Source organism: Aeromonas sp. QDB62 (genome assembly GCF_027705695.1).
GTDB classification, from domain to species: Bacteria; Pseudomonadota; Gammaproteobacteria; order Enterobacterales; family Aeromonadaceae; genus Aeromonas; species Aeromonas allosaccharophila.
This window is the reverse complement of the sequence record NZ_JAPDCD010000042.1, coordinates 22,567-47,115: the sequence shown is the minus strand read 5'-3', so window position 1 is coordinate 47,115 and position 24,549 is coordinate 22,567. Positions and strand designations below refer to the sequence as shown.

24 protein-coding genes and 4 tRNA genes are annotated in these 24,549 nt (G+C 60.7%); 15 read left to right on the top strand and 13 right to left on the bottom strand.

Features of this window, described 5'->3' with window-relative positions; all coding sequences use genetic code 11:
- The first annotated feature begins 392 nt into the window (after positions 1–392).
- Entirely contained in the window at positions 393–1,964 is a 1,572-nt protein-coding gene (locus OKC27_RS18385; protein WP_270806564.1) for an EAL domain-containing protein, read from the top strand.
- A 107-nt stretch (positions 1,965–2,071) separates the two neighbouring features.
- Here the strand turns inward: OKC27_RS18385 and OKC27_RS18380 are convergent, their stop codons facing one another.
- Positions 2,072–2,821, bottom strand: coding sequence for a 3-oxoacyl-ACP reductase family protein (locus OKC27_RS18380; protein WP_270806563.1), 750 nt, complete (start codon positions 2,819–2,821; stop codon positions 2,072–2,074).
- 176 nt (positions 2,822–2,997) lie between these two features.
- Between OKC27_RS18380 and OKC27_RS18375 the strand changes: the two genes are divergently transcribed.
- On the top strand, positions 2,998–3,921 hold the full coding sequence (locus tag OKC27_RS18375) for a LysR family transcriptional regulator (protein WP_270806562.1): 924 nt from the start codon (positions 2,998–3,000) through the stop codon (positions 3,919–3,921).
- Positions 3,922–3,992: 71 nt separating this feature from the next.
- Here OKC27_RS18375 and OKC27_RS18370 read toward each other — a convergent pair whose 3' ends face one another.
- Positions 3,993–4,904 (bottom strand): LysR family transcriptional regulator, encoded by a 912-nt coding sequence (locus OKC27_RS18370; protein WP_270806561.1) that lies wholly within the window; start codon positions 4,902–4,904, stop codon positions 3,993–3,995.
- Between the two features lie 77 nt (positions 4,905–4,981).
- Here OKC27_RS18370 and OKC27_RS18365 point away from each other — a divergent pair, with 77 nt between their 5' ends.
- The 4 genes from OKC27_RS18365 to mdtD all read left to right on the top strand — a co-directional run bounded on the left by OKC27_RS18365 (position 4,982) and on the right by mdtD (position 9,723).
- Positions 4,982–5,599, top strand: a complete 618-nt coding sequence (locus tag OKC27_RS18365; protein WP_270806560.1) for a LysE family translocator — start codon at positions 4,982–4,984, stop codon at positions 5,597–5,599.
- Between the two features lie 118 nt (positions 5,600–5,717).
- Positions 5,718–7,112, top strand: coding sequence for a D-arabinono-1,4-lactone oxidase (locus tag OKC27_RS18360; RefSeq protein WP_270806559.1), 1,395 nt, complete (start codon positions 5,718–5,720; stop codon positions 7,110–7,112).
- Positions 7,113–7,121: 9 nt separating this feature from the next.
- Positions 7,122–8,249, top strand: a complete 1,128-nt coding sequence (locus tag OKC27_RS18355) for a CobW family GTP-binding protein (protein WP_270806558.1) — start codon at positions 7,122–7,124, stop codon at positions 8,247–8,249.
- Between the two features lie 61 nt (positions 8,250–8,310).
- Positions 8,311–9,723, top strand: a complete 1,413-nt coding sequence (gene mdtD / locus OKC27_RS18350; protein ID WP_270692486.1) for a multidrug transporter subunit MdtD — start codon at positions 8,311–8,313, stop codon at positions 9,721–9,723.
- Here the strand turns inward: mdtD and OKC27_RS18345 are convergent.
- The 3 genes from OKC27_RS18345 to folB all read right to left on the bottom strand — a co-directional run bounded on the left by OKC27_RS18345 (position 9,695) and on the right by folB (position 11,215).
- On the bottom strand, positions 9,695–10,183 hold the full coding sequence (locus OKC27_RS18345; protein ID WP_270692484.1) for a YbaK/EbsC family protein: 489 nt from the start codon (positions 10,181–10,183) through the stop codon (positions 9,695–9,697). The two genes, mdtD and OKC27_RS18345, sit on opposite strands and share 29 nt — an antisense overlap.
- 98 nt (positions 10,184–10,281) lie before the next feature.
- Entirely contained in the window at positions 10,282–10,791 is a 510-nt protein-coding gene (gene folK / locus OKC27_RS18340; RefSeq protein WP_182938371.1) for a 2-amino-4-hydroxy-6-hydroxymethyldihydropteridine diphosphokinase, read from the bottom strand.
- Positions 10,792–10,843: 52 nt separating this feature from the next.
- A complete protein-coding gene (gene folB, locus OKC27_RS18335; protein WP_075112913.1) occupies positions 10,844–11,215 on the bottom strand; it encodes a dihydroneopterin aldolase in 372 nt (123 codons plus the stop codon).
- Between the two features lie 157 nt (positions 11,216–11,372).
- Here folB and plsY point away from each other — a divergent pair, with 157 nt between their 5' ends.
- The 6 genes from plsY to OKC27_RS18305 all read left to right on the top strand — a co-directional run bounded on the left by plsY (position 11,373) and on the right by OKC27_RS18305 (position 13,763).
- The gene (gene plsY / locus OKC27_RS18330) at positions 11,373–12,035 is read left to right on the top strand and encodes a glycerol-3-phosphate 1-O-acyltransferase PlsY (protein ID WP_182938370.1); all 663 of its coding nucleotides are present in this window, start codon (positions 11,373–11,375) and stop codon (positions 12,033–12,035) included.
- 47 nt (positions 12,036–12,082) lie between these two features.
- A tRNA-Phe gene (locus OKC27_RS18325) sits at positions 12,083–12,158 on the top strand.
- Between the two features lie 52 nt (positions 12,159–12,210).
- Positions 12,211–12,286: transfer RNA gene (locus tag OKC27_RS18320), tRNA-Thr, on the top strand.
- Between the two features lie 3 nt (positions 12,287–12,289).
- Positions 12,290–12,365, top strand: a tRNA-Phe gene (locus tag OKC27_RS18315).
- A 44-nt stretch (positions 12,366–12,409) separates the two neighbouring features.
- Positions 12,410–12,485: transfer RNA gene (locus OKC27_RS18310), tRNA-Asn, on the top strand.
- Between the two features lie 105 nt (positions 12,486–12,590).
- Positions 12,591–13,763 (top strand): CD0519/CD1768 family membrane protein, encoded by a 1,173-nt coding sequence (locus tag OKC27_RS18305; RefSeq protein ID WP_270806557.1) that lies wholly within the window; start codon positions 12,591–12,593, stop codon positions 13,761–13,763.
- A gap of 85 nt (positions 13,764–13,848) precedes the next feature.
- Here OKC27_RS18305 and OKC27_RS18300 read toward each other — a convergent pair whose 3' ends face one another.
- The gene (locus OKC27_RS18300; protein WP_270806556.1) at positions 13,849–14,181 is read right to left on the bottom strand and encodes a hypothetical protein; all 333 of its coding nucleotides are present in this window, start codon (positions 14,179–14,181) and stop codon (positions 13,849–13,851) included.
- Positions 14,182–14,314: 133 nt separating this feature from the next.
- Here OKC27_RS18300 and OKC27_RS18295 point away from each other — a divergent pair, with 133 nt between their 5' ends.
- Complete coding sequence (locus OKC27_RS18295; protein ID WP_270806555.1) at positions 14,315–14,830, top strand: ClbS/DfsB family four-helix bundle protein; 516 nt, start codon at positions 14,315–14,317, stop codon at positions 14,828–14,830.
- Positions 14,831–14,939: 109 nt separating this feature from the next.
- On the opposite strand, the gene OKC27_RS18290 is transcribed toward OKC27_RS18295, so the two are convergent.
- Positions 14,940–15,632, bottom strand: a complete 693-nt coding sequence (locus tag OKC27_RS18290; RefSeq protein WP_270806554.1) for a B3/B4 domain-containing protein — start codon at positions 15,630–15,632, stop codon at positions 14,940–14,942.
- Positions 15,633–16,064: 432 nt separating this feature from the next.
- Here OKC27_RS18290 and OKC27_RS18285 point away from each other — a divergent pair, with 432 nt between their 5' ends.
- On the top strand, positions 16,065–16,520 hold the full coding sequence (locus OKC27_RS18285) for a hypothetical protein (protein WP_182938366.1): 456 nt from the start codon (positions 16,065–16,067) through the stop codon (positions 16,518–16,520).
- Positions 16,521–16,581: 61 nt separating this feature from the next.
- On the opposite strand, the gene OKC27_RS18280 is transcribed toward OKC27_RS18285, so the two are convergent.
- The 6 genes from OKC27_RS18280 to argC form a co-directional block, all read right to left on the bottom strand.
- A complete protein-coding gene (locus OKC27_RS18280) occupies positions 16,582–17,217 on the bottom strand; it encodes an FMN-binding negative transcriptional regulator (RefSeq protein ID WP_182938365.1) in 636 nt (211 codons plus the stop codon).
- A gap of 121 nt (positions 17,218–17,338) precedes the next feature.
- On the bottom strand, positions 17,339–18,721 hold the full coding sequence (argH, locus tag OKC27_RS18275; protein ID WP_182938364.1) for an argininosuccinate lyase: 1,383 nt from the start codon (positions 18,719–18,721) through the stop codon (positions 17,339–17,341).
- Positions 18,722–18,931: 210 nt separating this feature from the next.
- Positions 18,932–20,167 carry an argininosuccinate synthase gene (locus OKC27_RS18270; protein WP_270794764.1) on the bottom strand — a complete coding sequence of 412 codons (1,236 nt, stop codon included), beginning with the start codon at positions 20,165–20,167 and terminating at the stop codon, positions 18,932–18,934.
- Positions 20,168–20,251: 84 nt separating this feature from the next.
- Positions 20,252–21,163 (bottom strand): ornithine carbamoyltransferase, encoded by a 912-nt coding sequence (locus tag OKC27_RS18265; protein ID WP_058053384.1) that lies wholly within the window; start codon positions 21,161–21,163, stop codon positions 20,252–20,254.
- Positions 21,164–21,188: 25 nt separating this feature from the next.
- Entirely contained in the window at positions 21,189–21,992 is an 804-nt protein-coding gene (gene argB / locus OKC27_RS18260; RefSeq protein ID WP_182938362.1) for an acetylglutamate kinase, read from the bottom strand.
- Between the two features lie 16 nt (positions 21,993–22,008).
- The gene (argC, locus tag OKC27_RS18255) at positions 22,009–23,016 is read right to left on the bottom strand and encodes an N-acetyl-gamma-glutamyl-phosphate reductase (protein WP_182938361.1); all 1,008 of its coding nucleotides are present in this window, start codon (positions 23,014–23,016) and stop codon (positions 22,009–22,011) included.
- A 271-nt stretch (positions 23,017–23,287) separates the two neighbouring features.
- Between argC and argE the strand changes: the two genes are divergently transcribed.
- On the top strand, positions 23,288–24,433 hold the full coding sequence (gene argE / locus OKC27_RS18250; RefSeq protein ID WP_270806553.1) for an acetylornithine deacetylase: 1,146 nt from the start codon (positions 23,288–23,290) through the stop codon (positions 24,431–24,433).
- Positions 24,434–24,549: the final 116 nt, after the last annotated feature.

Genomic DNA, 24,549 nt, shown 5'->3' with positions numbered 1-24,549 from the left:
CTGCAAAGTAAACTGGATGGCTTTCTTGCCGCCAAGGATCTGATGGCGCAGGGGATCAAGATCTGATCAAGAGACAGGGAAGGGCTCTTCCAACATTATTTTAAACTATCAGGGTTAACCGCTCTGGCCTGTAGTTAATCTCTTCACAAGGGGCTATTGGGAGAAGGAATTGCAGGATGAGAAGGGGTTTGAGGTGGAATTGATCCGTTCGGGGCTGTTTGCTGCATGAATCATCCCTGAGTACACCTTATAGTTCGTTTTATAAACGCTTTGCGTTATGTTGTCTGGTTATGACCGGTCGCGAAGAAATAGTGCTCCGCTATCGGTGTGAGATGACTTCTTTTCTCTTTGGCTTGTGCGGGCTGGCCCGACGAATTGCGGCGTGGTTCTTTATGTTTTTGTTCAGGATCGATCTTTCCCGAACCCGGTTACGCTTCGGCGGCGCCTTGCTGGTCTTCGTCCTGCCACTGCTGGCGGGCGGCTGGATCATCCACAGCAACTATATGCAGGATCTGAAAGCGGACTCCAGTGCCTCGGCCCACAAGGCCAGAACCCTGCTGGAGGCGATGCTGGATCATGCGGAGCAGGCCAATCGCTCGGTATTGCCACTGGTCAATGCGCCCTGTGACGAGAACCTGCTGGTATTGCGCAAAAAGGTGGCCATCGAGCCCTTTCTGCGTTCGGTCAATCTGGTGCGCGACGGCATCATCAGCTGTACCTCCCTGTTCGGCGCTGTGAGTGATGCCGATGACAGGTCGATCTATACCGGCAACAAGCTGTTGCTGATGAGTGGCAATCGGGTGCGGCAGAATCACCCGTTGATAGTGGTGCGAACCGAACAGGGCAGGAATGCTGCATTGAGCGCCATCGACAGCACCCAGCTCAGCTTCATGCTCTCTCTGAGTGGCAAGTCCAGCGCCCTCTATCTGCAGGTGGGGTCAGCCTGGCTCGACGCGTCGGGTCGCTATCTCAATGAAGCGCCCACCCTGCATCGCAGAACCAGTCTCGCCCTCGGCTCATCCCATTATCCTTTCACCATTCACGCCGGTTATGCCATGCCGGTCTACTGGAAGTCGCTGTGGGACGCCAGGCATCAGGCGTTGCTGTGGCTGGCCGCAACCTCTACGCTGCTGGCCTGGCTGGTATGGTGGGTGCTGGGGCGCCCCGGTTCGCCAACGGATGAGCTGCGACGCGCCTTGCGAGCCAAGGAGTTTGTTCCCTATCTGCAGCCGCAGATTGCCAGCCACGATGGCAAGATGATGGGGGCAGAGGTGCTGATGCGCTGGCAACATGCCAATGAAGGGGTGATCCGGCCCGACCTCTTTATCCCGCAAGCGGAAGAGTCGGGACTGATCGTCCCCATGACCACCCATATCATGAAGCTGGTAGCTACACGGTTGAATCGGATTCAGGCGCAGTTGCCCGATGGCTTTCATATCAGCTTCAACATCAGCGCGGCCCATTGCCACGATTTTGCCCTGCTGGCCGAGTGCCGCAACTTCCTCGGCCACTTTGCGCCGGGCAAGGTAGTTCTGGTGCTGGAGCTGACCGAGCGGGAGCTGCTGATGTCCGATCCCCAGACGCTCTCCCTGTTTCGCCAGCTGGACGAGATGGGGGTCAAACTCGCCATCGACGACTTCGGCACCGGCCACTCCAGCCTGGCTTACTTGCAGCAGTTTCATGTGGATTACCTCAAGATCGACAAATCCTTTATCGCCCGCATCGGTACCGAGTCGCTCTCGGAACATATCGTGGACAACGTGATCGACCTGGCCACCCGACTCGGACTGGCGCTGGTGGCGGAAGGGGTGGAGACCGAACGTCAGGCTGACTACCTCAGGGCCAAGGGGGTCGATTATCTGCAGGGCTACCTGTTTGCCCGCCCGATGCCGTTGCGCCAGTTTTGCGAGGAGCTGCTGGCGCAGGAGGCCTCGCCAGTCGAGGGGCGGCTTGAGCCAGCCTGAATCCGCCTTGCCACTGTGGCCGCATAGCGACCTGTGCCGCCGCAACTTGTCCTGTTATCAAGCCCCGGCAAGCGCAGGGGCTTTTTTGTGTAGCCAAAAACCAAGGGTCAGGCAGAGAAACCGCCATCAATAGTCAGGCTGGCGCCGGTGATATAGCCCGCTTCGGGCCCTGCCAGATAGGCGACGAAGCTGGCGATCTCCTCATCCTTGCCGTAACGGGCCAGCGCTATCATCCCCTTGAGCTGCGCCGCAGATTCCCCGTCAGCCGGGTTCATATCGGTATCGACCGGGCCTGGCTGCACGTTGTTCACCGTGATGCCCCGTGGGCCCAGATCCCGTGCCATGCCTTTGGTCAAGCCGACCAGTGCCGATTTGCTCATGGCGTAGACTGAACCACCCGCCATGGGGATGCGGTCAGCGTTGGTGCTGCCGATGTTGATGATGCGCCCCCCATTGCCCATATGATGGGCCGCCTCTTGGCAGGCCACAAACACGCTGCGGATGTTGACCGCCAGGGTGCGATCGAGATCGTCCAGGGTCAGCTCTTCAATGTTGCCCCATACCAGCACCCCGGCGTTGTTGACCAGGATGTCCAGTCGACCAAAGGTAGTGACGGTTTGGCGGATGGCGTGCTGAACGGCCACGGCATCTGCGCTGTCGGCCCGGATGGCCAGCGCTTTGCCGCCAGCGGCTGTGATGGTCGCGACTATCTCCTCTGCCTTGCTGGTCGAGGAAACGTAGGTGAAGGCCACGGCGGCACCGTCGCGAGCGAGGCGTTTTACAATGGCGGCGCCGATGCCGCGCGAACCACCTTGTACGAAGGCAACTTGTCCACTGAGGGGTTTAACGGTCAACATCTGGTCTCTCCTGTCTGGTGATAAAACAACGTCTGAGCGAGTCGGGAACTCAAGGCTCTCTGGGCCACCTCAAGCCATGGATGGCGTTGAATGAACCTGTTTACAGTGTGATTGATTCCTTGGAATTGATTAAGTAGCTATTATTCCAATCTCTATTTCCCTCAAGGACCGAGTTGATGGCAGAGCAGGACCCTTTTCTGAGCGTCAGACACTTTGTCGCCGTGGCGCAGGCGGGCAGTTTTACCGCCGCCGCATTGGCGCTGGGGCTGACCGGTTCGGCGTTGAGCAAGAGCATAGTGCGGCTGGAGGCGCGACTGGGGGTCAAGCTGTTGCACAGAACAACCCGTCGGGTGAGCCTGACTCTGGAGGGGGAGGCATATCTGGCCAGCTGTCTCCAGGCCATCCAGGTGCTGGAGGAGACGGAACAGAGCTTTGCATCGGGAAAGCAGAGCCCGTCGGGGCGCGTGCGCATCGATCTGCCCGCTGCGTTTGGCCGCAGGCATGTGCTGCCGATCCTGCTGGAATTGGCGGGCAAGCATCCACAGCTGGATCTGTCGGTGAGCTTCAACGAGCGCAAGGTTGATCTCATTGAGGCCAACATCGATCTGGTGGTGCGGATTGGCGCGCTGGAAGATCAGGCCGATCTCGTTGCTCGCCGCCTGGGGGAGCAGAAGCTGGTCATCTGCGGGGCGCCCGCCTATCTGGCACGGCGTGGGGTGCCCCTGACCCCGGATGAGTTGTCACGGCACGATTGCATCATCGACTGGCGGTCTGGACATCGTCATAGCTGGCTGCTCCGCAACGGGGCGGGAAAAATGGAAGATTACGATATCCCGGTACGCTACGAGATGGGGGATGGCGAAGCCGTACGAGCAGCGGCGCTGGCTGGTCTTGGGCTGGTTCAGATACCGACCTGGCTGGTCAGGGAACAGCTGGACGCGGGATCGCTGGTCTGTGTGCTCAATGACCAGTCTGGTGGCGAGATGCCGATCAATGTTATCTGGGCCAGGAGTCAGCACATGCCGCTCAAGGTGCGTATCGTGGTCGATGCCTTGTTGCAGGCGGCGCAAGAGCATGGCAGTGGTTTTCGGGCCCGCTGAATCTGTGTCGTCACTGTTCAGCGGCCACACGCGAGCCAGGGTCGCGGGTTGGACCCGCGGGGTGTCGCGACCTATTTGCTCAGGGATTGCAGCCAATTCGCCAGCTTCTCATGGGGGCTGCCGGGAATGGGCGGCGCGGGGGCGAGCAGGTGATAGCCGGTGCCATCCGGGATGAATCCTAGCGGGGCGGCCAGCAGGCCGGCGGCGACATCGTCGCACACCAGCCGGTAGGGGCCGATGGCGACGCCAAGGCCCGCCACGGCGGCCTGCAGGCTGAAGTAAAAGTGTTCGAAGGTCTGGGTCGGCGCCTCATCGCTTGTACTCTGTCCGGCCTGTTCCTGCCAGCTTTGCCAGGCGGCGGGACGGGTCTTGGTGTGCAGGCGGGGGGCAGAGGGGCGCAGCGCTGGCAGATCTCCTTGTGGCTCGAAAAACTGCGCCACCTTGCCCGGCTGACAGACTGGCCCTGTCTGCTCCTCAAACAGCAGCTGGCTGTAAAGGTCATCAGGCCAGTGAAAGTCGTTGCGCCGAATGGCGAGATCGATGCCATTGCCAAAACTGAGGGCGCCACCGCCCGCCATCAGATGCACGTCCAGCTCGGGGTGCAGGGCTTGAAAGGCGGGCCAGCGCGGGATCAGCCAGCGCATCAGCAGGGTGGGTTCGCAGGAGATGACCAGCGACTGGGGGCGACTTTTTTGGCGCAGCGACTGTGCTGTCTGGCGGATGCCACCTAAACCCTCTCTGACCGCCTGATAGAGCTGCTCGCCCGCCTCGGTCAGAAAAACCCTGCGCTGGCGGCGTTCGAACAGCATGACCCCCAGCTCCTCTTCAAGCAGGCGTACAGCACGGCTGACGGCACCGTGGGTGAGGTGCAGCTCATCGGCGGCGCGGCTGAAGTGCTCGGTGCGGGCCGCCACCTCGAAACAGCGCAGTGCCGTCAGGGAGGGGAGGGAGAGGTCTTTCTGTGAGTTATTATCACCATTCATGTCAGAAGTTATCGTTCGTTATTGGTGTTGATGCCAAATAAAATAGCCGATATCTCTCTGCATCAGGACTCTTTTTCATGACCGAACTGTTAGCCGTAGTGGCCATTACCTTCTTTGCTGTCATCAGTCCGGGGCCCGATTTTGCCATGGTGTCGCGCAACAGCCTGCTGCTCTCCCGTCGCACCGGCGTGCTGACGGCGCTCGGCATTGCAGCCGGGGTCTGTGTTCATGTGACCTACACCCTGCTCGGGGTGGGCCTGCTGATCCAGCAGTCGCTCTGGTTGTTCAACCTCATCAAGTTGGCGGGGGCCGCCTACCTCATCTTCCTCGGCATCAAAATGCTGCGCGCCAAACCGACGACAGATGAGGTGCTGGCCGAGCAGCCCGTTCTCTCCAGTCTGGGGGCACTGCGCACCGGTTTTCTGACCAATGTGCTCAACCCCAAGACCACCATCTTCATCGTCAGTCTGTTTATGCAGGTGGTGCAACCACAGACGTCGCTGGCGGTTCAGCTCGGTTATGGCGCCTTTATCGTACTGGCCCACGCCGTCTGGTTCAGCGCAGTGGCGATCTTCTTCTCCACCGACTCGGTGCGGGGTCGGCTGTTGGCGGTGCGCCACTGGATTGATCGGGTGTTTGGCGGGCTGCTGGTCGGATTCGGCATGCTGCTGGCATTGACTCAGCAGACACGTTGAAGCTAGGGGAGAGACCTTCTCCCCTATTCCCCCTCTAGTGCAGGGGCTTGTTTTCCATGCCTTGTGACTCGCTTTTCGGTAGAATCAGCGCTCATTTAGAAGTCAGATGAGGCGCGGTATGACGGTTCAGTTCCAGGCATTTCACAGCATCAAGGCGATCGGTAATCGGGAGGTGTTGTTCAACTGGTCGAGAACCAATCCCCTCGGGGCGCTGGATCAGGTGTGGCGCCCGAAAAGCCGTGACCAGCTGCAAGCGCTGCTGCGGGAACACCCCGAGCGCAAGCTGCGCCTTATCGGCTCCGGACTCTCTTTTGAACCCATTCACAGCGTCTATGCCGAGGGCAGTCAGGCGCTGCTGGTGGACTTGCACCACCTGCGCGGCCAGCTGGCGAAAACGGCCGATACCGTCACCTATCAGGCTGGGACGCCGCTCGATACCGTCTACGCCGATCTCATCGCCATGGAGCGGATGCTGCCGGCATCCCCGGGCGTTATCGGCATCCAGACCCTGGGCGGTGCCCTCAGCACCGGCACCCACGGCCAGGGGCTGCACCAATCAGCCCTCTGCGATGCGGTGGAGGCGATGACGGTGATGCTGGCCAATGGCGAGATTATCCGGGTGGATCGCACCGATCCGCGCTTCGGCGCCTTCGTGATGGGGATGGGCATGCTCGGCATCCTGCTCGACGTCACCCTGCGTACCGTACCGAACCGCATCATGCGCTGCACCAAGTTCACCACCGACTATCCCTTCCTCTTGGAACACAACGAGCGGCTCAACCGCGAGCACGGCTTTGTGAAGAGCTGGTGGTTTGCCTGGACCGGCGAGAGCCACATCTGGCTGGTGGATCCCGCCTCTGATGAGGAGGTGGCCCGTTACCGCGCCGGCGGCAGCGAGCCTTTGCTGCTGGATGGCGATATCGACGCCCGCATGAATGCCACCATTGATGCGACTCTGCAGAAGATGGCGAAAGACACCAAGGATGAGGCGCTGGCTGGCGAGCACTTCGAGACGGTGCGCCGCTTCAAGGATGCCTCCGATCTGGTGGGCAACGTCTACCAGATCCTCTGCAAGGGGATCCCGGCCCCCCAGATCAACTGCGAGGTGGCGGTGCCGCTTAATCGCATGAACGAGGCACTGGAGACCCTGCAAGCGTGGCAGCAGGCCAACCCGGGCGTGCTGCACTACCCCTTTATCCTGCGTTGCACCGGCCCCTCCGAGGCCTGGCTTAGCGCCGCTTATGGCCAGCCGGTCTGCTGGATCGGTTTTCTGGTCTATCTGGCGGCGGACGGCACCTTCGTCAACGGCTCCATGGAGCAGATGCGCGAGCTGCAGCAACTGCTGGCGCCGCTTGGCGGCATTCCCCACTTCGGCAAGCATCTGGCGATGGATCTCTACGACTTCCCGGCCCTGCTGCCGCGCTGGAACGACTTTGTTGCGTTGAAAGCCGAGCTCGACCCCCACGGCCGCTTTGAAAACCGCTGGCTCAGCGACCTGTTTGCCAACCGGTAAGGATCTGACATGACCGATATGCAAGACACTCGAATTCCCGTGACCCTGCTGACCGGCTTTCTCGGTAGCGGCAAGACCACCTTGCTCAACCACTGGGTCAAGCAGCCAGAGCTCGGCGAGTGCGCCGTGCTGATCAACGAGTTCGGCTCGGTGGGGCTGGATCACCATTTGGTGCAGCAGGTGGATGAGCAGGTGATGCTGCTCGACTCCGGCTGCATCTGCTGCTCGGTGCAGGGCTCTCTGGTGGAGGCGTTGCAGGGGCTGTTTATGAAGGCCATCCAGCGCAAGATCAAACCGTTCAAGCGGCTGATTATCGAGACCACTGGTCTGGCCGATCCAGCCCCCGTTCTGTTTACCCTGCGCGAAGAGGGCTTTATCGCCCAGCGCTACCGCTTCGATGGCACCGTCACAGTGGTGGATGCCGGTCATATCGAGCAGCAGCTGGCCGCTCAGTATGAAGCGGTGAAGCAGGTGGCGCTGGCGGATCTGCTGGTGGTGAGCAAAGGCGATCTGGTGGATGGCGAACAGCTGGCGAGGGTCGAAGCCCAGCTGGCGGCCCTCAATCCGGCGGCCCCGATCCAGCAGGTGACCAATGGCGAACTGTCGCCAGCGGTGCTGGAGAAGCTCGGCGCCTACAACGAAGCGGCGGGGCGCGATGTGCGTCAGCTGCTGGCCTGGCTGCGCACCGAATCTCCCAAGCAGGGGCTGGCGTCCCCCATGCAGCCGAAGATGCAACCGTTCGCCGCGAAGGTGGGCACCGCGGCGCCCACCCATTTCGAGCACGGCAACATCGAGAGTTTCTCTTTGCGTATCGGTGAGCCGCTCAAGCCCTCTCGTCTGCTGGCTGCCATCGATGCGGTGCAGGCGCAGTATGGCGATGCCCTGCTGCGCCTCAAGGGGATCTTGCAGCTGGAAGGGGAGAGCCAGCCGGTGGTGATCCACGGCGTCCACGGTCAGCTCTATCCGCTGCAGGCATTGGGCGACTGGCCGGAGGGCAAGGCTCAGTCCCGGCTGGTGTTTATCGTGAAAAGTCAGGACAAGGCGGGGATAGAGCAACTCTTTATGGAGACCCTCAGGGCTCCCGAGCCCACTCTGGAAGAGCGGCTCAAAGCCATGCTCGGCCAGCCGGACGCCTGACATGCTGATATGACCCGCTTTCGTGCGGGTCATTTTTTATCTGAAGAGGAGGTAGCAGCTCATGCCAGATAGCACAAACATGGTGACTCCCGCCCAGCGCAAGTGGCTGCCCCTGCTGGCGGCGGTCGGTTTCTTTATGCAGGCGCTGGATGGCACCATCCTCAACACCGCCCTGCCCAGCATGGCCGAGACATTGGGGGAGAGCCCGCTGCAGATGCAGTCGGTGATCATCGCCTACATGCTGACGGTGGCGTTGCTGATCCCGGCCTCCGGCTGGCTGGCTGATAGATTCGGCACCCGCCGCATCTATCTGGCCGCCATCTCGCTCTTTACCCTCGGCTCGCTCGCCTGCGCCGCCTCCAATTCGCTCTCCATGCTGGTGGCCGCCCGGGTGCTTCAGGGGATTGGCGGTGCGCTGCTGATGCCGGTGGGGCGGTTGGCGGTGCTGCGGGTCTATGACAAGCATGAGCTGCTGCGGGTGATGTCGTTTGTTACCATCCCTGGGCTGCTCGGTCCGTTGATGGGGCCGGCGCTCGGTGGCTGGCTGGTGGAAGTGGCGAGCTGGCACTGGGTGTTTCTCATCAACCTGCCGGTGGGGTTGCTCGGTTTTATCGCCAGCTGGCACTTTATGCCGGAGCTGCGGCAGCAGACCGCCCGGTTCGACTGGCAGGGCTTTGTGATGTTCAGCGTCGGCATGGTGCTGGTGTCGGTCGGTTTGCAGGGGCTGGGGGAGCACAGCATCTCCACTGGTTGGGCGCTGTTTGCACTGATCTTCGGCTTGGCGGCGATGGCGAGCTACTGGCTCTATGCCGCCAATGCACAGCAGCCGCTCTTTAGCCTGAACCTGTTCAAGACCACCACCTTTGCCATCGGCATCTGGGGCAACCTGTTTGCCCGCCTCGGCAGCGGTGCCATGCCGTTCCTCACCCCGCTCTTTCTGCAACTGGGGCTCGGCTTCTCCCCGAGCAAGGCGGGGATGACCATGATCCCGACGGTGCTGGGCGCCATGCTGACCAAGACGCTGGTGAACAAACTCATTCCCAGAGTGGGTTATCGCCGGATCCTGATTGGCAACACCCTGCTGCTCGGCGCCATGATCGCCAGCTTCTACTTTATCGACAACCAGCTTCCCTATGGCGTGCTGCTGGGCTGGCTGGCGATCTTTGGCGCCATCAACTCGCTGCAGTTCTCCGCCATGAACACTCTCACGCTGCAAGATCTCAGCCCGACCCTGGCCAGCAGCGGCAACGGCCTGCTCTCGGTGGTGATGCAGCTCTCCATGAGCTTGGGGGTGGCGATTGCCGCCAGCCTGCTCGGGCTCTTCTCGGCGGGTACCTCAGCGGCCAACGGCCAGTGGCTGGCCGGGTTCCACCTTACCTACCTCTGTGTCGGGCTGCTCTCCATGCTGGCGGCGCTGATCTTCGCCCAGCTGGCGCGCGATGGGGCTACGCCGTCGGCGAGGGCAGATAGCTGACCTCGCAGGGGAGCTGCGCCAGTACCTCGGCCAGATGCTCGGTCGCCAGCAGAAAGGTCTGCTCCGGGTGGCCCGGAGTCCAGGTGAAGGCGGTGTGGTTGAGCAGTTGCGGATCCACCAGTAGCGGAATATCGGCACGGGGCAGGAAGGGGCAGACCGCTCCCGGCAGGCAGCCAATCTCCGCCTGCATCTCTTCGGCGGTGCAGATGGAGGGCTTGGCACCGAGTGCGGCCTTGACCGCCTTGTTGTCGAGCCGTCCCTCCCTGTGGGTCAGCAGCAGGGCGAAGCGGCCATCCTTGAACTTGAGAAACAGGGTCTTGCTGAACTCCGCCTGCCAGCCGAGGCGGGCTTTGACCTTTTCGTCGGTGGCGTAGTCGAGGATGGGCTCATGTTCGAAGCGCTGGTGGGGCAGTTCGGTCAACAGCTGGCAGTTGAAATGGTGAATGGTATCGAGTTGCATGGGGTTCTCCTGTCGTGGGCGCTATCCTGCCACTCTCGCAGGGTCAGGCCCTCTTATCCGCTATAAACGACAAGGGCGCCGTGAGGCGCCCTTGTCGATCAGTGATGCTGCAATTCGCACGCTTCCCAGTGAAAGGGAATGGGGCACAGCTGCTGTGAGGCCTTGTCATAGGCCTGCCAAAGCTCGCCCATGGTGCGACCATCGATGGGGTGGCACAGGGTGGGGGCCAGCTCGGCCAGCGGCCACAGCACGAAGGCGTTGGTGAGCACTTCACCGCGCGGCAACACCAGCGGGGTGTCGCAGACCAGATCGCCATAGAGCAGCAGATCGAGATCCAGGGTGCGCGGGGCGAACTTCTTGGCATCTGGCTCGCGGCCGTGGGCGAACTCCATGGCCCGCAGTCGCTGGCAGACGGTGGCCAGCGGCAGGTCGGTCTCGGCAGCCGCTACCAGGTTGTAGAAGGGGCGGCCGTTGAAGCCGACCGCTTCGCTTTCGAATACCCGAGAGACCCGCAGCTCGCCAAACTCGGCATGCAGGGCATCGAGTCCGGCACGAATATGGCGATCCCGCTCGATGTTGGAGCCCAGGCTAATATAGATGCGGGTCATGCGGTGCTCCCTGTCATCGGGTTGGCGCCCGGACGGATATAGAGGGTGGCCATCAGTTGCTGCTCGCGGCAGGCGTGCGATGGCGCAGGATCTCTACGCCGACCCCGGCGGCATTGGGCACGGCGCCCGGCTTGGTGAGGGTCACCTTGACCCACTGCACCCGCTCATCGGTCAGCACCAGCATGGCAACCTGCTCGGCCATGGTCTCGACCAGCTCGACGACCTTACCGGTGACATGCTCGCAAATCTTGTTGGAGAGGTCGGCATAATCCAGTGCCAGATTGATGTCGTCGGTTGCTGCCGCGGGGCGGTTGTCGAACCCCATCTCGAGGTCAAAACGGAGCTTTTGGCGAATGCCCTTCTCCCACTCATATACACCGATGGTGGTCAAAACTTCGAGTCCGCGAATAAACACCTTGTCCATGACTGTACTTCTTCTTTACTCTTGATGGGCTGTGATGACAGCGCAGGGATGCTGGCCGGGCAACAGGCTTGCCGAGGCGCTCTGGGTGGGCATGGGCCCATGCCAGCGTATGTGGCCCGCATCATACCCCATTCATATCGTGGTAAAAACGACCAAGATGACGGCCCTGACGATTTTGATGATTATTCTGGCCTACCTGGGTGGTTCACTATCCAGTGCTGTGCTGGTCTCCCGCTGCACCGGTCTGCCCGACCCGCGGGATCATGGCTCCCACAATCCGGGGGCAACCAATGTGCTGCGCCTCGGTGGCCGGATGGCGGCGCTGGTGGTGCTGCTGCTCGATGTGCTCAAGGGCACTGTGCCCGTCTATCTCGCCTGGTATCTGCAGATCAAACCCGTCTACCTCGGCTTTATCGGGGTCGCCGCCTGCCTCGGCCATATGTATCCCATCTTCTTTCATTTTCGCGGTGGCAAAGGGGTCGCCACCGCTCTGGGGACTATGATGCCCATCGGCTTCACCATGGGGGGCGCCGTGATTGGCACCTGGCTGCTGGTGCTGCTGGTGAGCGGCTACTCCTCGCTGGCCTCCATCATTACCGTGCTGCTGACGCCGCTCTTTACCTACCTGCTCAAACCCGAATACACCCTGCCAGTCTCGCTGCTCTCCTGCCTTATCCTGATCCGCCATCACGAGAACATCTCCCGCCTGCTCAAGGGAGAGGAACCCAGAGTCTGGGGGCGAAAACGCGTGGCCTGTGCCGATGAAGTGGCAGAAATGGGCGATGTTGCGCAAAAAAGAGACGAACGAGACAAAAAGTGAAATTTCCCGTTGACCATCCGGCTTAAAATCCGTTTAATAGCGCCCACGCCCAGATAGCTCAGTCGGTAGAGCAGGGGATTGAAAATCCCCGTGTCGGCGGTTCGATTCCGTCTCTGGGCACCAATTTTGGTGCCATGAAATAAAAAATCTGTTCATGCACAATGGTTTAAAGTGTGCCGGCTTAGCTCAGTAGGTAGAGCAACTGACTTGTAATCAGTAGGTCACCAGTTCGATTCCGGTAGCCGGCACCATTTGCCCAGATAGCTCAGTCGGTAGAGCAGGGGATTGAAAATCCCCGTGTCGGCGGTTCGATTCCGTCTCTGGGCACCAATTAAGGTTGATGAGATAGCGATATCTGGTCTCCGAAGTACAATTCCTCCTTAGTTCAGTCGGTAGAACGGCGGACTGTTAATCCGTATGTCACTGGTTCAAGTCCAGTAGGAGGAGCCAATTCAAAAAGCCCTTGTCGCAAGACAAGGGCTTTTTTCTATTGGGCCCAGCCCGTTTACAACCATAAAAACAACCACACACGCACAGATGAACCGCAGGATAGATATGGAAAATCATGTAGTTATAGAGTCAAAGGGGCGACTTGCCGCCATTCGGGACTGGCTGGAGCCGGTGCTGGTGCTGCTTATTCTCGGCAGCCTGTTCGGTTATCTCGGTAGCCAGATGGGCCTCTCGGCCATGGTCAATACCCTGTTCAACACCGCCCACCAGCTGCTGCTCAATACAGTGCTCTTTATCATGGGGATCACGGTGCTCTCTGGTGCCCTGAGCCAGCTCTTGAGCGAGTTCGGGGTGATCCGTCTGCTGGAGGTACTGCTGGCCCCGCTGATGAAGCCGGTGTTTCGTCTGCCCGGTCGCACCGCGCTGGCGGCGCTGATGACTTTCTTCTCCGACAACCCGGCGGTGATCAGCCTCGCCAAGGACAGCCGCTTTCGCAAAGGCTTTACCCCCTGGCAGCTGGTGTCGCTGACCAACTTCGGCACCGCCTTTGGCATGGGGCTGATCGTGGTCACTTTTATGGCCACCCTGCAGCTGCCGAGCGGTGAATCCACCGCCAGCGCGGCGCTGATCGGTCTGCTTGGCGCTCTGGTCGGCTCGGTGGTCTCTACCCGACTGATGCAGCGGATGATCCGCCCCTTGGTGGGTGAGGTGCTGATCGATGAGCAACCAGCGGGCAATGGCCCCAAGGTCGGGGTGACCAAAGAGGCCGCTCCCGTCTGGCTGCGGATCCTCAACTCCCTGCTTGATGGTGGCAAATCCGGCGTGGAGCTGGGGATGGCGGTGATCCCGGGGGTGCTGATCATCAGCACCTTCGTGATGCTGCTGACCTTCGGCCCGGGTGACAAGGGGTATACCGGCGAAGCGTTTCAGGGGGTTGCCCTGCTGCCGGTGCTGGCCGCCAAGGTGAGTTGGCTGTTTGACCTGCTGTTTGGCTTCAAGCAGCCGGAGCTGGTCGCCTTCCCGGCCACCTCGCTCGGTGCGGTCGGCGCCGCCATGTCGCTGGTGCCCCCCTTTATTGCCAAGGGGTGGATCACCGGTAACGAGGTCGCGGTGTTTACCGCCATGGGGATGTGCTGGAGCGGCTTTTTGAGCACCCACACCGCCATGCTCGATGCCCTCGGCTATCGCCACCTCACCTCCCGCGCCATCGTCGCCCACACCATCGGCGGCCTGTGTGCCGGGGTGGCCGCGCACCAGCTCTATATGCTGCTGGGCTGAGCAGGGTTCAGATACGGATACAAAAAGAGGCTCTTCGGAGCCTCTTTGCATTTCTCCCTGCCGGTTCTGTTCACGGGCATACCAATCACCCTTGTGGCGTGATGCCCTGCACCTTCAACCAGAATCGCTCCTGACAGTGGTTGTGAAACAGTTTGCTGGGCGGAGTGATGGGGATGGGACTGCCGATGACCCGATAGCTGATCCAGCACTCGGCGCAAAGCTGCGGCGATGGTGCGTCGTCCTGCTCGGTTTGCTGGCGGATGACGACCCCATTGGCAAACCAGCTGGTCGTTATCTGGTGCCGGATCACAGTGCCGCTCTCATCATGCTCGCTATAGTGTTCACTCTCTTGGCGAATGAGGGTGACGGGGCTCGCCTGTCGATGAATGGCCCTGATATAGCTGATTAGTTGATTCATTGCCGATCTTGCCGTGATGGTTGGCCTGCACTGGATGAGCTGCACAGGATGGAAGAGGGCTAGCGTAGCGCGCTGCCTTGGTTGCGGCAATCGCCTCGGCTGAGCCGCAAGCAAACCTGAAAGGGGGAGATAAATGGGGATCCCGCAAAACAAGGCCGATCTGCTGCTCGCGATCGATACCAATTTCGGCAAGCTGTTCAAGGCGTTGCAGGCCGTCCCCGAGAGCCGGGTGCGGGAGCAGACCCTGGCAGGGCACAGCAAGGGAACCACCATGAGCGTCGCCAATCTGCTGGCCTACCTTATTGGCTGGAACGAACTGGTGATCAAGTGGATCGAGCGGGATGAGGCGGGTCTTCCGGTTGATTTTCCCGAGACCGGTTTTAAGTGGAACGAGCTGGGCAGGCTGGCTAAAACCTTCTATCGGGATTACGAAGGGCTCAGCTATCAGGCATTGTTGCAGCGGTTGGCGGCCGCCAGAGGGCGCATCATCGAACTGGTTGAGGCGCGCAGCGATAACCAACTGTATGGCAGCCTCTGGTATGAGACGTGGACGTTGGGGTGGATGATCCAGTTCAATAGCGCCTCCCCCTATCTCAACGCCAACGGGCGGCTGCGCAAGTGGCTGAAGGGGATCGGTATTCGGGTATGAATGCCCCCAAAGCGGCATTTGGCCATGCTGCTGGCCTGACAGGATGAAAGAGAGGGGCGCTGCGGCGCCCCTCTCTGTATCTGCTGACGAAACGCGTCTGCTCTCCGGTTTATTCGATATGGCCGATAAGGCTCTGCGCGATCACCGCTTCCGGCATCATCTCCCGCAGTCCTGCAATCAGCTTATCTCCAGCCTCTTGCAAGGCGGCCAGCGGCATCTCGGGCAGGCTCTCCAGAATGAACCACATCTGACCCGAATCGGCACTTAGTCGGGTACGCACCCCCTGCCGCCAGTTCCAGCGCCGACAGGTGACCCCCTTGCCATCCCGCCAGACCACCTCGCCGGGTTCCGGAGATTCGTGGGCGGGTTCGCCCCCTTTCATGGTATCGAACTGCTCGCTGCCATCGGCTACTACCAGTCGCGGCAGCCCCTCATAGGCGAGCAGGTTCTCGCCACCGACCGGAATGGCGTAGCGGATGCTGATGGCATTGTAGAGATCGACCACGGGATCGATGGTTGGCAGGTTGCCATCGCGGGCGACCCGTTTTCTCAGGGCCTCGGCGGAGCAGGTAGTCCGCTGCGACTTGGCGCCGAACTTTCTGAACAGATCGCCCCAGGCGGCGAGGTGCGCCTCTGCCCACGGCACATCGGCGGTCAGCATGGCGGTGCAGGCTTCATCAAGGGAGCGTGCCCCCACGTTCGGGTCAACCACGGTGGCGGCCTGTACCGTGATGCTCAGGGCGCGAAAGCCGGGGGCCAGTTGGCTGACTTCGGGGGAGATATGGGGGGTAATCAGTGACATAACGACTCCAGAATCGAAAGAGGCGAGGGGGCGCGGTTGCCGGACAGCATCGCGGCAACGGCAAATCCGGTTTGAGAGCCATCATGCGCGAACATGTTAAATAAGAAAATTTACATGTTCTTAATGGTTATAAGTTTCATGAATGAAAAAAGGTGCGCTCGCGGGGATGGCTGGCGTGGAGCATAAGGAAATTCCGCCGCTTCCGGTTTGCTCCGGCAATGCCCCTTTGCCGCGCTGATCAGCAGCGGCAGCCGCTGGCCGCCCGGCTCTCTCCTGATACTCGCAATGGTCATGCCCAGGCACGAGGCAGCTATTCAAATCGCTCGACGGCTCAATGAGTTGGCTATTGTTGGTGTTTTTTTCATCGTTCTGGCCCCGCTTATGCACTCCTTCTCACATCACCACCAAGGGCTGCCGTCGCGGAGAGATATCATGATCAGTACCCTGCTTCCCCTTGCCTCTATCGCCCTCAAGCTGGGCAGTCAGCTGCTCGGCAGCAGTAGCAAACCTGAGCCTGTGCAACAAACCGTGCAGGAGGAGCGCCTGCCGCCGACCGTCCAGAGCCTGTTCCAGCGGCTGGGAGTCAAGGATGCCAATAGCGAGCATAACCGCGCTGCCATCAACCACTTTATGGGTGAGCTGATGCAGACTCTGGGGCAGGAGAATGGCGGCCAATCCCTCCCTGCCGCCATCGATAGCGCCCGCAACCAGCTGGCGAGCGGTACCCAGAGTACCCGCCTCGATGCGCTGCAAAGTGAACTTGATACCCTTAAGGGTACCCTTGGTGCCAGCGACCTCAATCTCGATCAGCTGCTCGGCGCCTTTAAACAGACTCTGCCCAATGGCAAGGGGGAGGGGGTTGGCAAACTGCTCAATGCCAGCGCCTGAACGGCGGTGAGCAATAAAAAACGCAACCTCGGGTTGCCGTTTCTGTTTGTGGTTTAACACGTTATGGGCGAGGTGATGGCGGGTTCTCCATATCGCAGGCTACTTCTACCAGCCCTCTAGCGTGCAAGGCGTGAGCTGCACCTTGGCGATCCGCTTCATCCTTGTTCTGGCCCAGTTTGAATTTGCCAACCAGCCGCTCTATCTCGATTTCAATGCCGACAACGGCCTGCACCATGGTTTCCATATATTCTCTCGGCGCATCCGCCATCTTCCATGGCGAGGGTTCCCCGGCTTCATGGGTTCGGGTCAGATTGGCCAGTAAACGGCGGATAAAACGAGCATCATCACGAATGCTGATGCGGCCGTGAGCATGCACCACGCTGTAGTTCCAGGTCGGCACCTGCTTGTGATGATCATGCTTGCTCGGATACCAGCTAGGGGAGATATAGGCATCTGCAGCCTTGAAGATCACCAGTACTTCGTCCCCATCCTTGGCCTCTTGCCAGAGCGGATTGTTGCGTGCGACATGGGCACGCAAGACTCCCTGCCCTCCGGTTTCCTTAGCAAACTCGAATGGCAGATGGTTGGCATCCAGCCCCTGTGAGCCGTGGGTGATCAGAGCACCTAGCGGATGTGCTTGCATCAGTTGATGCAGGGCCTCGGGGTCATCGGTGGCGAAATGAGGTGGCAGATACATGCAGATTCCTTCTATCGAGCGCTGACATCCATTCAACAACTACAGGCATCCAGTCAGCGGGACAAGCCGTTTCTGGCGCAAAAAAAAGAGGGCTGATGCCCTCTCTCTGCGTTAACGGTGATTAGCTGCGTTTTGCCAGCCAGGTTTCGGCGGCGGTGAGGGCTGCCTCTACCTGTTCGCGGGCGACACCGCCTTTGGCGACTCGCTTGGCGAGGGTCGCTTCCAGCTCCAGATTGGGGTAGACGTCGAACTCGATCACCGGGCTGAAGCGTTGGAATTCGCCGATGGAGAGCTCCTCCAGCGGGCGACCCACGCTGATGGCGAATACCACGGTTTCGCCGACGATATGGTGCGCTTCACGGAACGGTATTCCTTTGGCTACCAGATAGTCCGCCAGCTCGGTGGCGTTGGCGTAGCCGCCCTGCGCGGCCACCATGGTGCGCTCGCCGTTCACTTTCAGATCGATCAGCACCAGCGCCGCCATATCGAGGCAGTCGTGCCAGGTGTCGAGGGCATCGAACAGCCCTTCCTTGTCTTCCTGCATGTCCTTGTTGTAGGCCAGCGGCAGCGCCTTGAGGCTCATCAGCATGCCCATCTGGGCGCCGACCACCCGGCCGGTCTTGCCACGGATCAGCTCCAGCGCATCCGGGTTTTTCTTCTGCGGCATCAGGGAGGAGCCTGAGGTCACCGCGTCGGAGAGCTCGACAAAGCCCGCCTCGCCGGTGTTGTAGAAGATAAGGTCTTCGGCAAAGCGCGACAGGTGGGTCATGGAGAGGGACGCCACGTGCATCAGCTCCACCACGTGATCCCGATCGGAGACCGAATCCAGACTGTTGCGGGTGGCGCCACCAAAGCCCATGTCGAGCGCCAGCGCTTCGCGGTCGATGGCGTAGGCGGTGCCCGCCAGCGCGCCGCAGCCGAGCGGGCTGGTGTCGAGCCGCTTGAGGGCATCCTGCAGTCGGGAGTAGTCCCGCTCCAGCATCTCCACATAGGCCAGCGCCCAGTGGGCGAAGGTGACCGGCTGGGCCCGCTGCAGGTGGGTGTAACCCGGCAGCACCGCGGCCTGATTGGCGCGGGCGGAGGCCACCAGCCCCTGCTGCAGGGCGGTGATGGAGCCGAGCAGCAGCTCCCCCTGCGCCTTGCACCAGAGTTTCAGGTCGGTGGCGACCTGATCGTTGCGCGAGCGGCCGGTGTGTAGCTTCTTGCCGAGATCGCCGACTGCGGCAATCAGCTGGCTCTCGACCCAGGAGTGGATATCTTCGGCATCCGAACTCAGGATCTGCTGGGGATCCTGCTGCACCGAGGCGAGCAGCACCTCCATCGCCTGTTGCAGTTTGCCCTGCTCATCGGCGGTCAACACGCCCACCTTGACCAGCGCTTTGGCCCAGGCCATGGAGCCCTGAATATCCTGCTCCGCCAGCCGGTAATCGAACCGCAGCGAATCGTTGAACTGCTTGAACCGGCTATCGGCTCCCTGACTGAAGCGTCCACCCCAAAGTGCCATACTGCTCTCCTTGAATGCGTTGTCGGCGGCGCCCTGGCCACCGAGCTTGAAATCGTGCCCTGTTTTTCTGCGAGTCTGTTATCTCACAGAAGCGGCCGGGGCGCTGCCGCTCTTGTCACACCCGCCGATGATGGGTCAGGGGCTATGCCCTCGGCCTATAGAAGAGGGGGCCATGCCCCCTCAACGGAATCAACGGGTTATCGCGCTTTCTTAGCCGTGGGTGTGGTCGCCACCGATAGCCTGATGCTGCTCTTTCATGGCGCGGATCCGGCTGGCCAGGGTGTAGAGGCGGATAAAGCCTTCGGCATGGCTCTGGTCATACACTTCGTCGGCGCCGAAGGTGGCAAAGTCTTCGGAGTAGAGGCTGTTCGGTGACTTCTTCTGCACCGCAGTGACCTGACCCTTGTACATCTTCAGCACCACTTCACCGTCGAGATCTTCGGCGATGGCGTTGGCAGAGGCGAGGATCGCCTTGCACAGCGGGGTGAACCAGCGACCGTCATAGACCAGATGGGAGAATTCGGCTCCCAGCTTTTCCCGCCAGGCGCGGGTCGGGCGATCCAGTACCAGCTCTTCCACGGCGCGCAGCGCTGCGACCATCACGGTTCCGCCCGGGGTTTCGTAGCAGCCGCGGGACTTCATCCCCACCATCCGGTTTTCGGTGATGTCAATGCGGCCCACGCCGTGCTTGCCGGCACGCTCGTTCAGGGTCATCAGGATCTGGTGCGGGCTGAGTGGCTGGTCGTCAACGGCCACTACTTCGCCTTTGGCCACGGTCAGCTTGACGTACTCCGGCTGATCCGGGGCCTGCTCGGCCGATACGGTCCACTGCCAGACCGCTTCGGACGGCTCGTTCCAGGTGCTCTCCAGCTCGCCACCCTCGGTGGAGATGTGCCAGGCGTTGGCGTCGCGGCTGTAGATCTTCTTCAGGGTCGCCTTGCAGGGGATGCCGCGGGTCTCCAGATAGGTCAGCAGATCTTCCCGGGAGCGCATGTCCCAGATCCGCCACGGGGCGATCACTTTCAGCTGGGGCGCCAGTGCGGCGACCGCACCTTCGAAACGCACCTGATCGTTGCCCTTGCCGGTACAGCCGTGGGAGATGGCATCGGCCCCTTCCGCCAGTGCCGCTTCGACCATCGCCTTGGCGATGATCGGGCGGGCCATGGAGGTGCCCAGCAGATAGGTGCCCTCATAGACGGCGCCGGTCTTCAGGGTCGGGTAGACGTACTCTTTGACGAACTCTTCGCGCAGATCCTTGATGATGCACTTGGTGGCGCCGGAGGCGATGGCTTTTTGCTCGATCCCTTCCAGATCGTCACGCTCCTGACCCACGTCGGCCACGAAGGCGATGATTTCGGCGTCATAGTGCTCTTTCAGCCAGGGAATGATGGCCGAGGTATCCAGTCCACCCGAGTAAGCCAGTACGATCTTGTTGATTCCGCTCATTTTACTTCTCTCCGTGATGATTCGATGATGATTCAATAAAAGGGTCGTGATTCAGGTTGATTGCCGCGTTACTTGTTGCCCTGACTATTTATGCCCAAACAGGGTCAGCAACACGGCATTCTGGATATGCATCCGGTTTTCGGCCTCGTCCATGATGAGGGAGGCAGGGCCATCCATCACCTGCGAGGTGATCTCCAGCTCCCGGTGCGCCGGTTGGCAGTGCAGCACGTGCTGGATGCCGGTCCGGTCGAGCAGGGCCTGGTTGATTTGGTAAGGCATAAAGAGCTCGGTGACTTGCTCCATCGGGGTGTTGTCGCCCATGGAGACCCAGGTATCTGTGTAGGCCACGTCAAACCCTTCGATATCCGCCACGTCATCGCTGATGTGGATGGTCGCCCCCGACTTGGCCGCCAGTGCCTGCGCCTGCAGGAAGATCTGGGTATCCGGGCCGTGGCCTTTCGGGCAGATGAGGGTGACATCGGTGCCCAGAGTGGCCCCCAGCAGCAGCAGAGAGTGGCTGACGTTGTTGCCATCACCGAGGTAGGCGAGTTTTACCTTCGACAGGTCGTCGTAGTGCTCGGCAATGGTCATAAAGTCGGCCAGCCCCTGACAGGGGTGGTAGAGGTTGCACAGGCTGTTCACTACCGGCACAGAGCCGTGCTCTGCCAGCTCGACCAGGGTCTGGTGATCGAACACCCGGGCGACGATGGCATCACACCAGCGTGACAGGTTGGCGGCGAAATCCTTCACCGACTCCCGCTTGCCCAGCGCGCCGTTCTGCTGATCCAGATAGACGCTGTGGCCGCCCAGTTTCGCGATACCGATGTCGAAGGTGACCCGGGTACGCAGGGAGGGCTTCTCGAACAGGGTGACCACGCTCTTGCCGGCCAGCGCCTGGCTGTACTTCTTCGGGTCGGCCTTGACCGCTTTGCCCAGCGCAATCAGCGCTTCAATCTGGGCTTTGTTCAGATCACTGTCTTTCAGAAGATGTTGCATCGGATATTCCTTGTTCCGGTGAGGATTAGAGGGCTACCTGATTGCCATCGGCAATCTTGACCAGAGTGCCGACCGCGCCGCCAGCCAGCAGCTTGAGCAGCTGATCCGGGTAACGCCAGCTGGCGACACAGACCGGCTTGCCGAGGGTCTCGGCAGCGTGCAGGGCCGCTTCTACCTTGACCGCCATACCATCGCGGATAACCCCTTTCTCCATCAGATCTAGTGCGGTCAGCTTGTCGAGCTGTGGCACCAGCTTGCCCTTGCCATCCAGGATGCCGCTCACATCGGAGAGCATTACCAGATCGGCACCGAGCGCCTCGGCAATGGCGGTGGCCGCCTGATCCGCATTGACGTTCATCAGCTGCCCCTCGGCGGTGATGCCGATGGAGCTCACCACTGGCAGGAAGCCCTGACCGAGGATCCCCGCCACCAGCGCCGGGTTGCCTGGCTTGCACTCGCCGACGGCACCGAGATCCGGGTCGAGCTGGGTCACCTGACACAGGCCGCCATCCGCCAGACAAAGCCCCACCGCCGGAATGCCGGTGGCGATTGCCTTGGCCATCATCTGCTTGTTGGCCGTACCCGCCAGCGCCCCGGCAATAAAGGGGATCTGCTCGAACGGGGTCACCCGCAGGCCACTCTTCTTGGTGGAGGTAAGACCCAGCCCCTTGAGCAGGTCATCCACCAGACAGCCACCGCCGTGTACCAGCACCAGCGGACGGTGCTGATCGTCGAGAAAGGTTTTGAGGGTGGCGAACAGGGCGGTCAGCGCCTCGTCGTTCTCGATAAGGGCGCCGCCCAGCTTGATTACCAGAGTTTGCTTGTCCATATCTCTCAATCCTTCCTTAAATCAGGCCGGTGGCCGGTTCAAAACCAAATTTGATATTTATGCACTGCATCGCTTGCGAGGCGGCGCCCTTGAGCAGGTTGTCGATGGCCGAGACCACCACCAGCATGTTGCCCTGCTGTTGCCAGGCGATGTCGCAGTAAGGGGTGCCCGCTACGCCACGGATGGAGGGCATCTGGCCGGTGAGGCGCACCAGCGGCTTGCCTTCGTAGGCCTTGAGGAAGGCCTGATCCACCTGGGTAGGGGTCACGCCGTCAGCCAGTTGCACATAGATGGTGGCCAGGATGCCGCGCACATAGTTGCCAAGGTGGGGCTGGAACAGCACCTCCTTGCCGAGGTGGTGGCTGATCTCCGGCTGGTGTCTGTGATTGAAGGTGCCGTAGGGGTTGAGGCTCACTTCGCAGAAGCTGGTGTTGATGGCCGCCTTGCGACCGGCGCCGGAAACCCCGGAGACGGCGTTGATGATCGGCTGCCACCCCTTGGCAATCAGACCATCCTGCTGCAGCGGCTTGAGAGCGCAGAGGGAGGCGGTCGGGTAGCAGCCGGGCACCGCAATCAGCTGGGCGGTGGCAATGGCATCGCTGTTCCACTCCGCCAGACCATAGACGGCCTGATCCAGCCACTGTTCGCTGTCGTGGGTGAAGCCGTAGAAGCTGTCGTAAAAGCCCTGATCCTTGACCCGGAAGGCGCCGGAGAGATCAAACACCGGCAGACCCTTGGCGAGAAACTTGGGTGCCAGCTCGGCGCTCACCTCGTGGGCGGTGGCCAGCAGTACCAGATCGGCCTGGGTCAGGATCCGGGTCATGCCGTCGTCGTCCAGCGGCAGCAGCGGCTGATCGAGGGCACCGACCCACTGGGGATGCAGGGAAGAGAACCGCTTGTGGGCATCCTGACTGCCGGCGGAGACATAGAGGCCGAACAGTTTGAGTTGTGGATGGTTCTGTACCAGTGCGGCCAGTTCGGCTCCCGCGTAGCCACTGGCACCGACGATAACGGTGTTAAGCATGTTGAATATTCCAAGTCAGAGTTCGAGATTCACAGCATGACGCTGCAGTGCACAAGGGGGTTCGATCGCCCCTTTGCACGAGTGCGGAGGGGCAATTCAGGCGGGGGTGTGTCGTCGGTTATAGATCAGGTGACAGAACATTAACTTTCCCTTACAACTAGAAGCCTTTGTTGATGAGCCAGATATTCAGGTAAAATTACAGAATATTCATGCACTCACTTTGCATTTGTATTTTCTAACAGAAACATTCCGGGGACGCAAGGAGCAGCTGATGGCCAATCTGGATTTTTTTTCACTCTATAAGAATATTATTGCGATTCCCTCTATCAGTAGCACGGATACCAAGTGGGACCAGAGTAACGAGGCGGTGATCCGGCTGCTGGCCGACTGGTTTACCCAGCTCGGCTTTCAATGCGAGGTAACGGCGCTGCCGGAGCTGCCCGGCAAGTTCAATCTGGTGGCGACGATCGGTCAGGGGGAGGGCGGTCTGCTGCTGGCGGGCCACACCGATACGGTGCCGTTCGATGAGGGGGGCTGGAGCAAGGATCCCTTCAAGGTGACCGAAGAGGGCAACCGCCTCTATGGCCTCGGCACCATCGATATGAAGGGCTTCTTCGCCTTTATCGTCGAGGCACTGAAAGAGATTGACCTCAAGACGCTCAGCAAGCCGCTGCGCATTCTCGCGACTGCCGACGAAGAGACCACCATGGCGGGGGCTCGCGCCATTGCCGCGGCGGCCGAGCTGAAACCCGACTACGCCGTGATTGGCGAGCCGACCGGACTGGTGCCGGTGGTGGCCCACAAGGGGCATATGTCGGAGGCGATCCGCATTACCGGCAAGAGCGGTCACAGCTCGGATCCCGCCAACGGCGTCAACGCCATGGAGATCATGCACAAGGCGATGGGGCAGGCGCTGCGCTTGCAGCAGGATCTGAAAGATCGCTACGCTGACCACCGCTTTGCCGTGCCACAGCCGACCCTGAACCTTGGTTACATTCAGGGGGGCGACAGCCCGAACCGCATCTGCGGCTGCTGCGAGCTGCATATCGATCTGCGACCCACTCCGCAGGTGGGACCGGATGAGCTGATGGGCATGCTCAAAGAGGCGCTGTCGCCCATCGAAATTCACCAACCCGGCTGCCTGCATCTGCAACATCTGCATGAGCCTATTCCTGCTTACGCCTGTGCCGACGACTCTGTGCTGGTGCGGGAGGCTGAGAAGGCGAGCGGCCGCGCCGCCGAGTCGGTCAACTACTGCACCGAGGCGCCGTTTATCCAGCAGCTTGGCTGCGAGACCATAGTGCTGGGCCCCGGTCATATCACCCAGGCGCATCAGCCTGACGAGTATCTCGACCTCTCGTTCGTCAAGCCGACCACCTCGGTGTTGCAGCACTTGATCAGACGTTTTTGCCTGTAGCGGCGGCGATGAAAGGGGCGTAAAACTGTAAGTAAGTTACATAACAAGCCGGTTGTGGAGTGGTGATGGAAATACATGTTCTGAATCGGCCTGTTATTTGACCTTGCGCAGACAAT

Bases quoted from the DNA above. Each gene is read 5' to 3' on its own strand.
- OKC27_RS18385 (WP_270806564.1), top strand. From the start codon at position 393: ATGTTTTTGTTCAGGATCGATCTTTCCCGAACCCGGTTACGCTTCGGC.
- OKC27_RS18380 (WP_270806563.1), bottom strand. From the start codon at position 2,821: ATGTTGACCGTTAAACCCCTCAGTGGACAAGTTGCCTTCGTACAAGGT.
- OKC27_RS18375 (WP_270806562.1), top strand. From the start codon at position 2,998: ATGGCAGAGCAGGACCCTTTTCTGAGCGTCAGACACTTTGTCGCCGTG.
- OKC27_RS18370 (WP_270806561.1), bottom strand. From the start codon at position 4,904: ATGAATGGTGATAATAACTCACAGAAAGACCTCTCCCTCCCCTCCCTG.
- OKC27_RS18365 (WP_270806560.1), top strand. From the start codon at position 4,982: ATGACCGAACTGTTAGCCGTAGTGGCCATTACCTTCTTTGCTGTCATC.
- OKC27_RS18360 (WP_270806559.1), top strand. From the start codon at position 5,718: ATGACGGTTCAGTTCCAGGCATTTCACAGCATCAAGGCGATCGGTAAT.
- OKC27_RS18355 (WP_270806558.1), top strand. From the start codon at position 7,122: ATGACCGATATGCAAGACACTCGAATTCCCGTGACCCTGCTGACCGGC.
- mdtD (WP_270692486.1), top strand. From the start codon at position 8,311: ATGCCAGATAGCACAAACATGGTGACTCCCGCCCAGCGCAAGTGGCTG.
- OKC27_RS18345 (WP_270692484.1), bottom strand. From the start codon at position 10,183: ATGCAACTCGATACCATTCACCATTTCAACTGCCAGCTGTTGACCGAA.
- folK (WP_182938371.1), bottom strand. From the start codon at position 10,791: ATGACCCGCATCTATATTAGCCTGGGCTCCAACATCGAGCGGGATCGC.
- folB (WP_075112913.1), bottom strand. From the start codon at position 11,215: ATGGACAAGGTGTTTATTCGCGGACTCGAAGTTTTGACCACCATCGGT.
- plsY (WP_182938370.1), top strand. From the start codon at position 11,373: ATGACGGCCCTGACGATTTTGATGATTATTCTGGCCTACCTGGGTGGT.
- OKC27_RS18305 (WP_270806557.1), top strand. From the start codon at position 12,591: ATGGAAAATCATGTAGTTATAGAGTCAAAGGGGCGACTTGCCGCCATT.
- OKC27_RS18300 (WP_270806556.1), bottom strand. From the start codon at position 14,181: ATGAATCAACTAATCAGCTATATCAGGGCCATTCATCGACAGGCGAGC.
- OKC27_RS18295 (WP_270806555.1), top strand. From the start codon at position 14,315: ATGGGGATCCCGCAAAACAAGGCCGATCTGCTGCTCGCGATCGATACC.
- OKC27_RS18290 (WP_270806554.1), bottom strand. From the start codon at position 15,632: ATGTCACTGATTACCCCCCATATCTCCCCCGAAGTCAGCCAACTGGCC.
- OKC27_RS18285 (WP_182938366.1), top strand. From the start codon at position 16,065: ATGATCAGTACCCTGCTTCCCCTTGCCTCTATCGCCCTCAAGCTGGGC.
- OKC27_RS18280 (WP_182938365.1), bottom strand. From the start codon at position 17,217: ATGTATCTGCCACCTCATTTCGCCACCGATGACCCCGAGGCCCTGCAT.
- argH (WP_182938364.1), bottom strand. From the start codon at position 18,721: ATGGCACTTTGGGGTGGACGCTTCAGTCAGGGAGCCGATAGCCGGTTC.
- OKC27_RS18270 (WP_270794764.1), bottom strand. From the start codon at position 20,167: ATGAGCGGAATCAACAAGATCGTACTGGCTTACTCGGGTGGACTGGAT.
- OKC27_RS18265 (WP_058053384.1), bottom strand. From the start codon at position 21,163: ATGCAACATCTTCTGAAAGACAGTGATCTGAACAAAGCCCAGATTGAA.
- argB (WP_182938362.1), bottom strand. From the start codon at position 21,992: ATGGACAAGCAAACTCTGGTAATCAAGCTGGGCGGCGCCCTTATCGAG.
- argC (WP_182938361.1), bottom strand. From the start codon at position 23,016: ATGCTTAACACCGTTATCGTCGGTGCCAGTGGCTACGCGGGAGCCGAA.
- argE (WP_270806553.1), top strand. From the start codon at position 23,288: ATGGCCAATCTGGATTTTTTTTCACTCTATAAGAATATTATTGCGATT.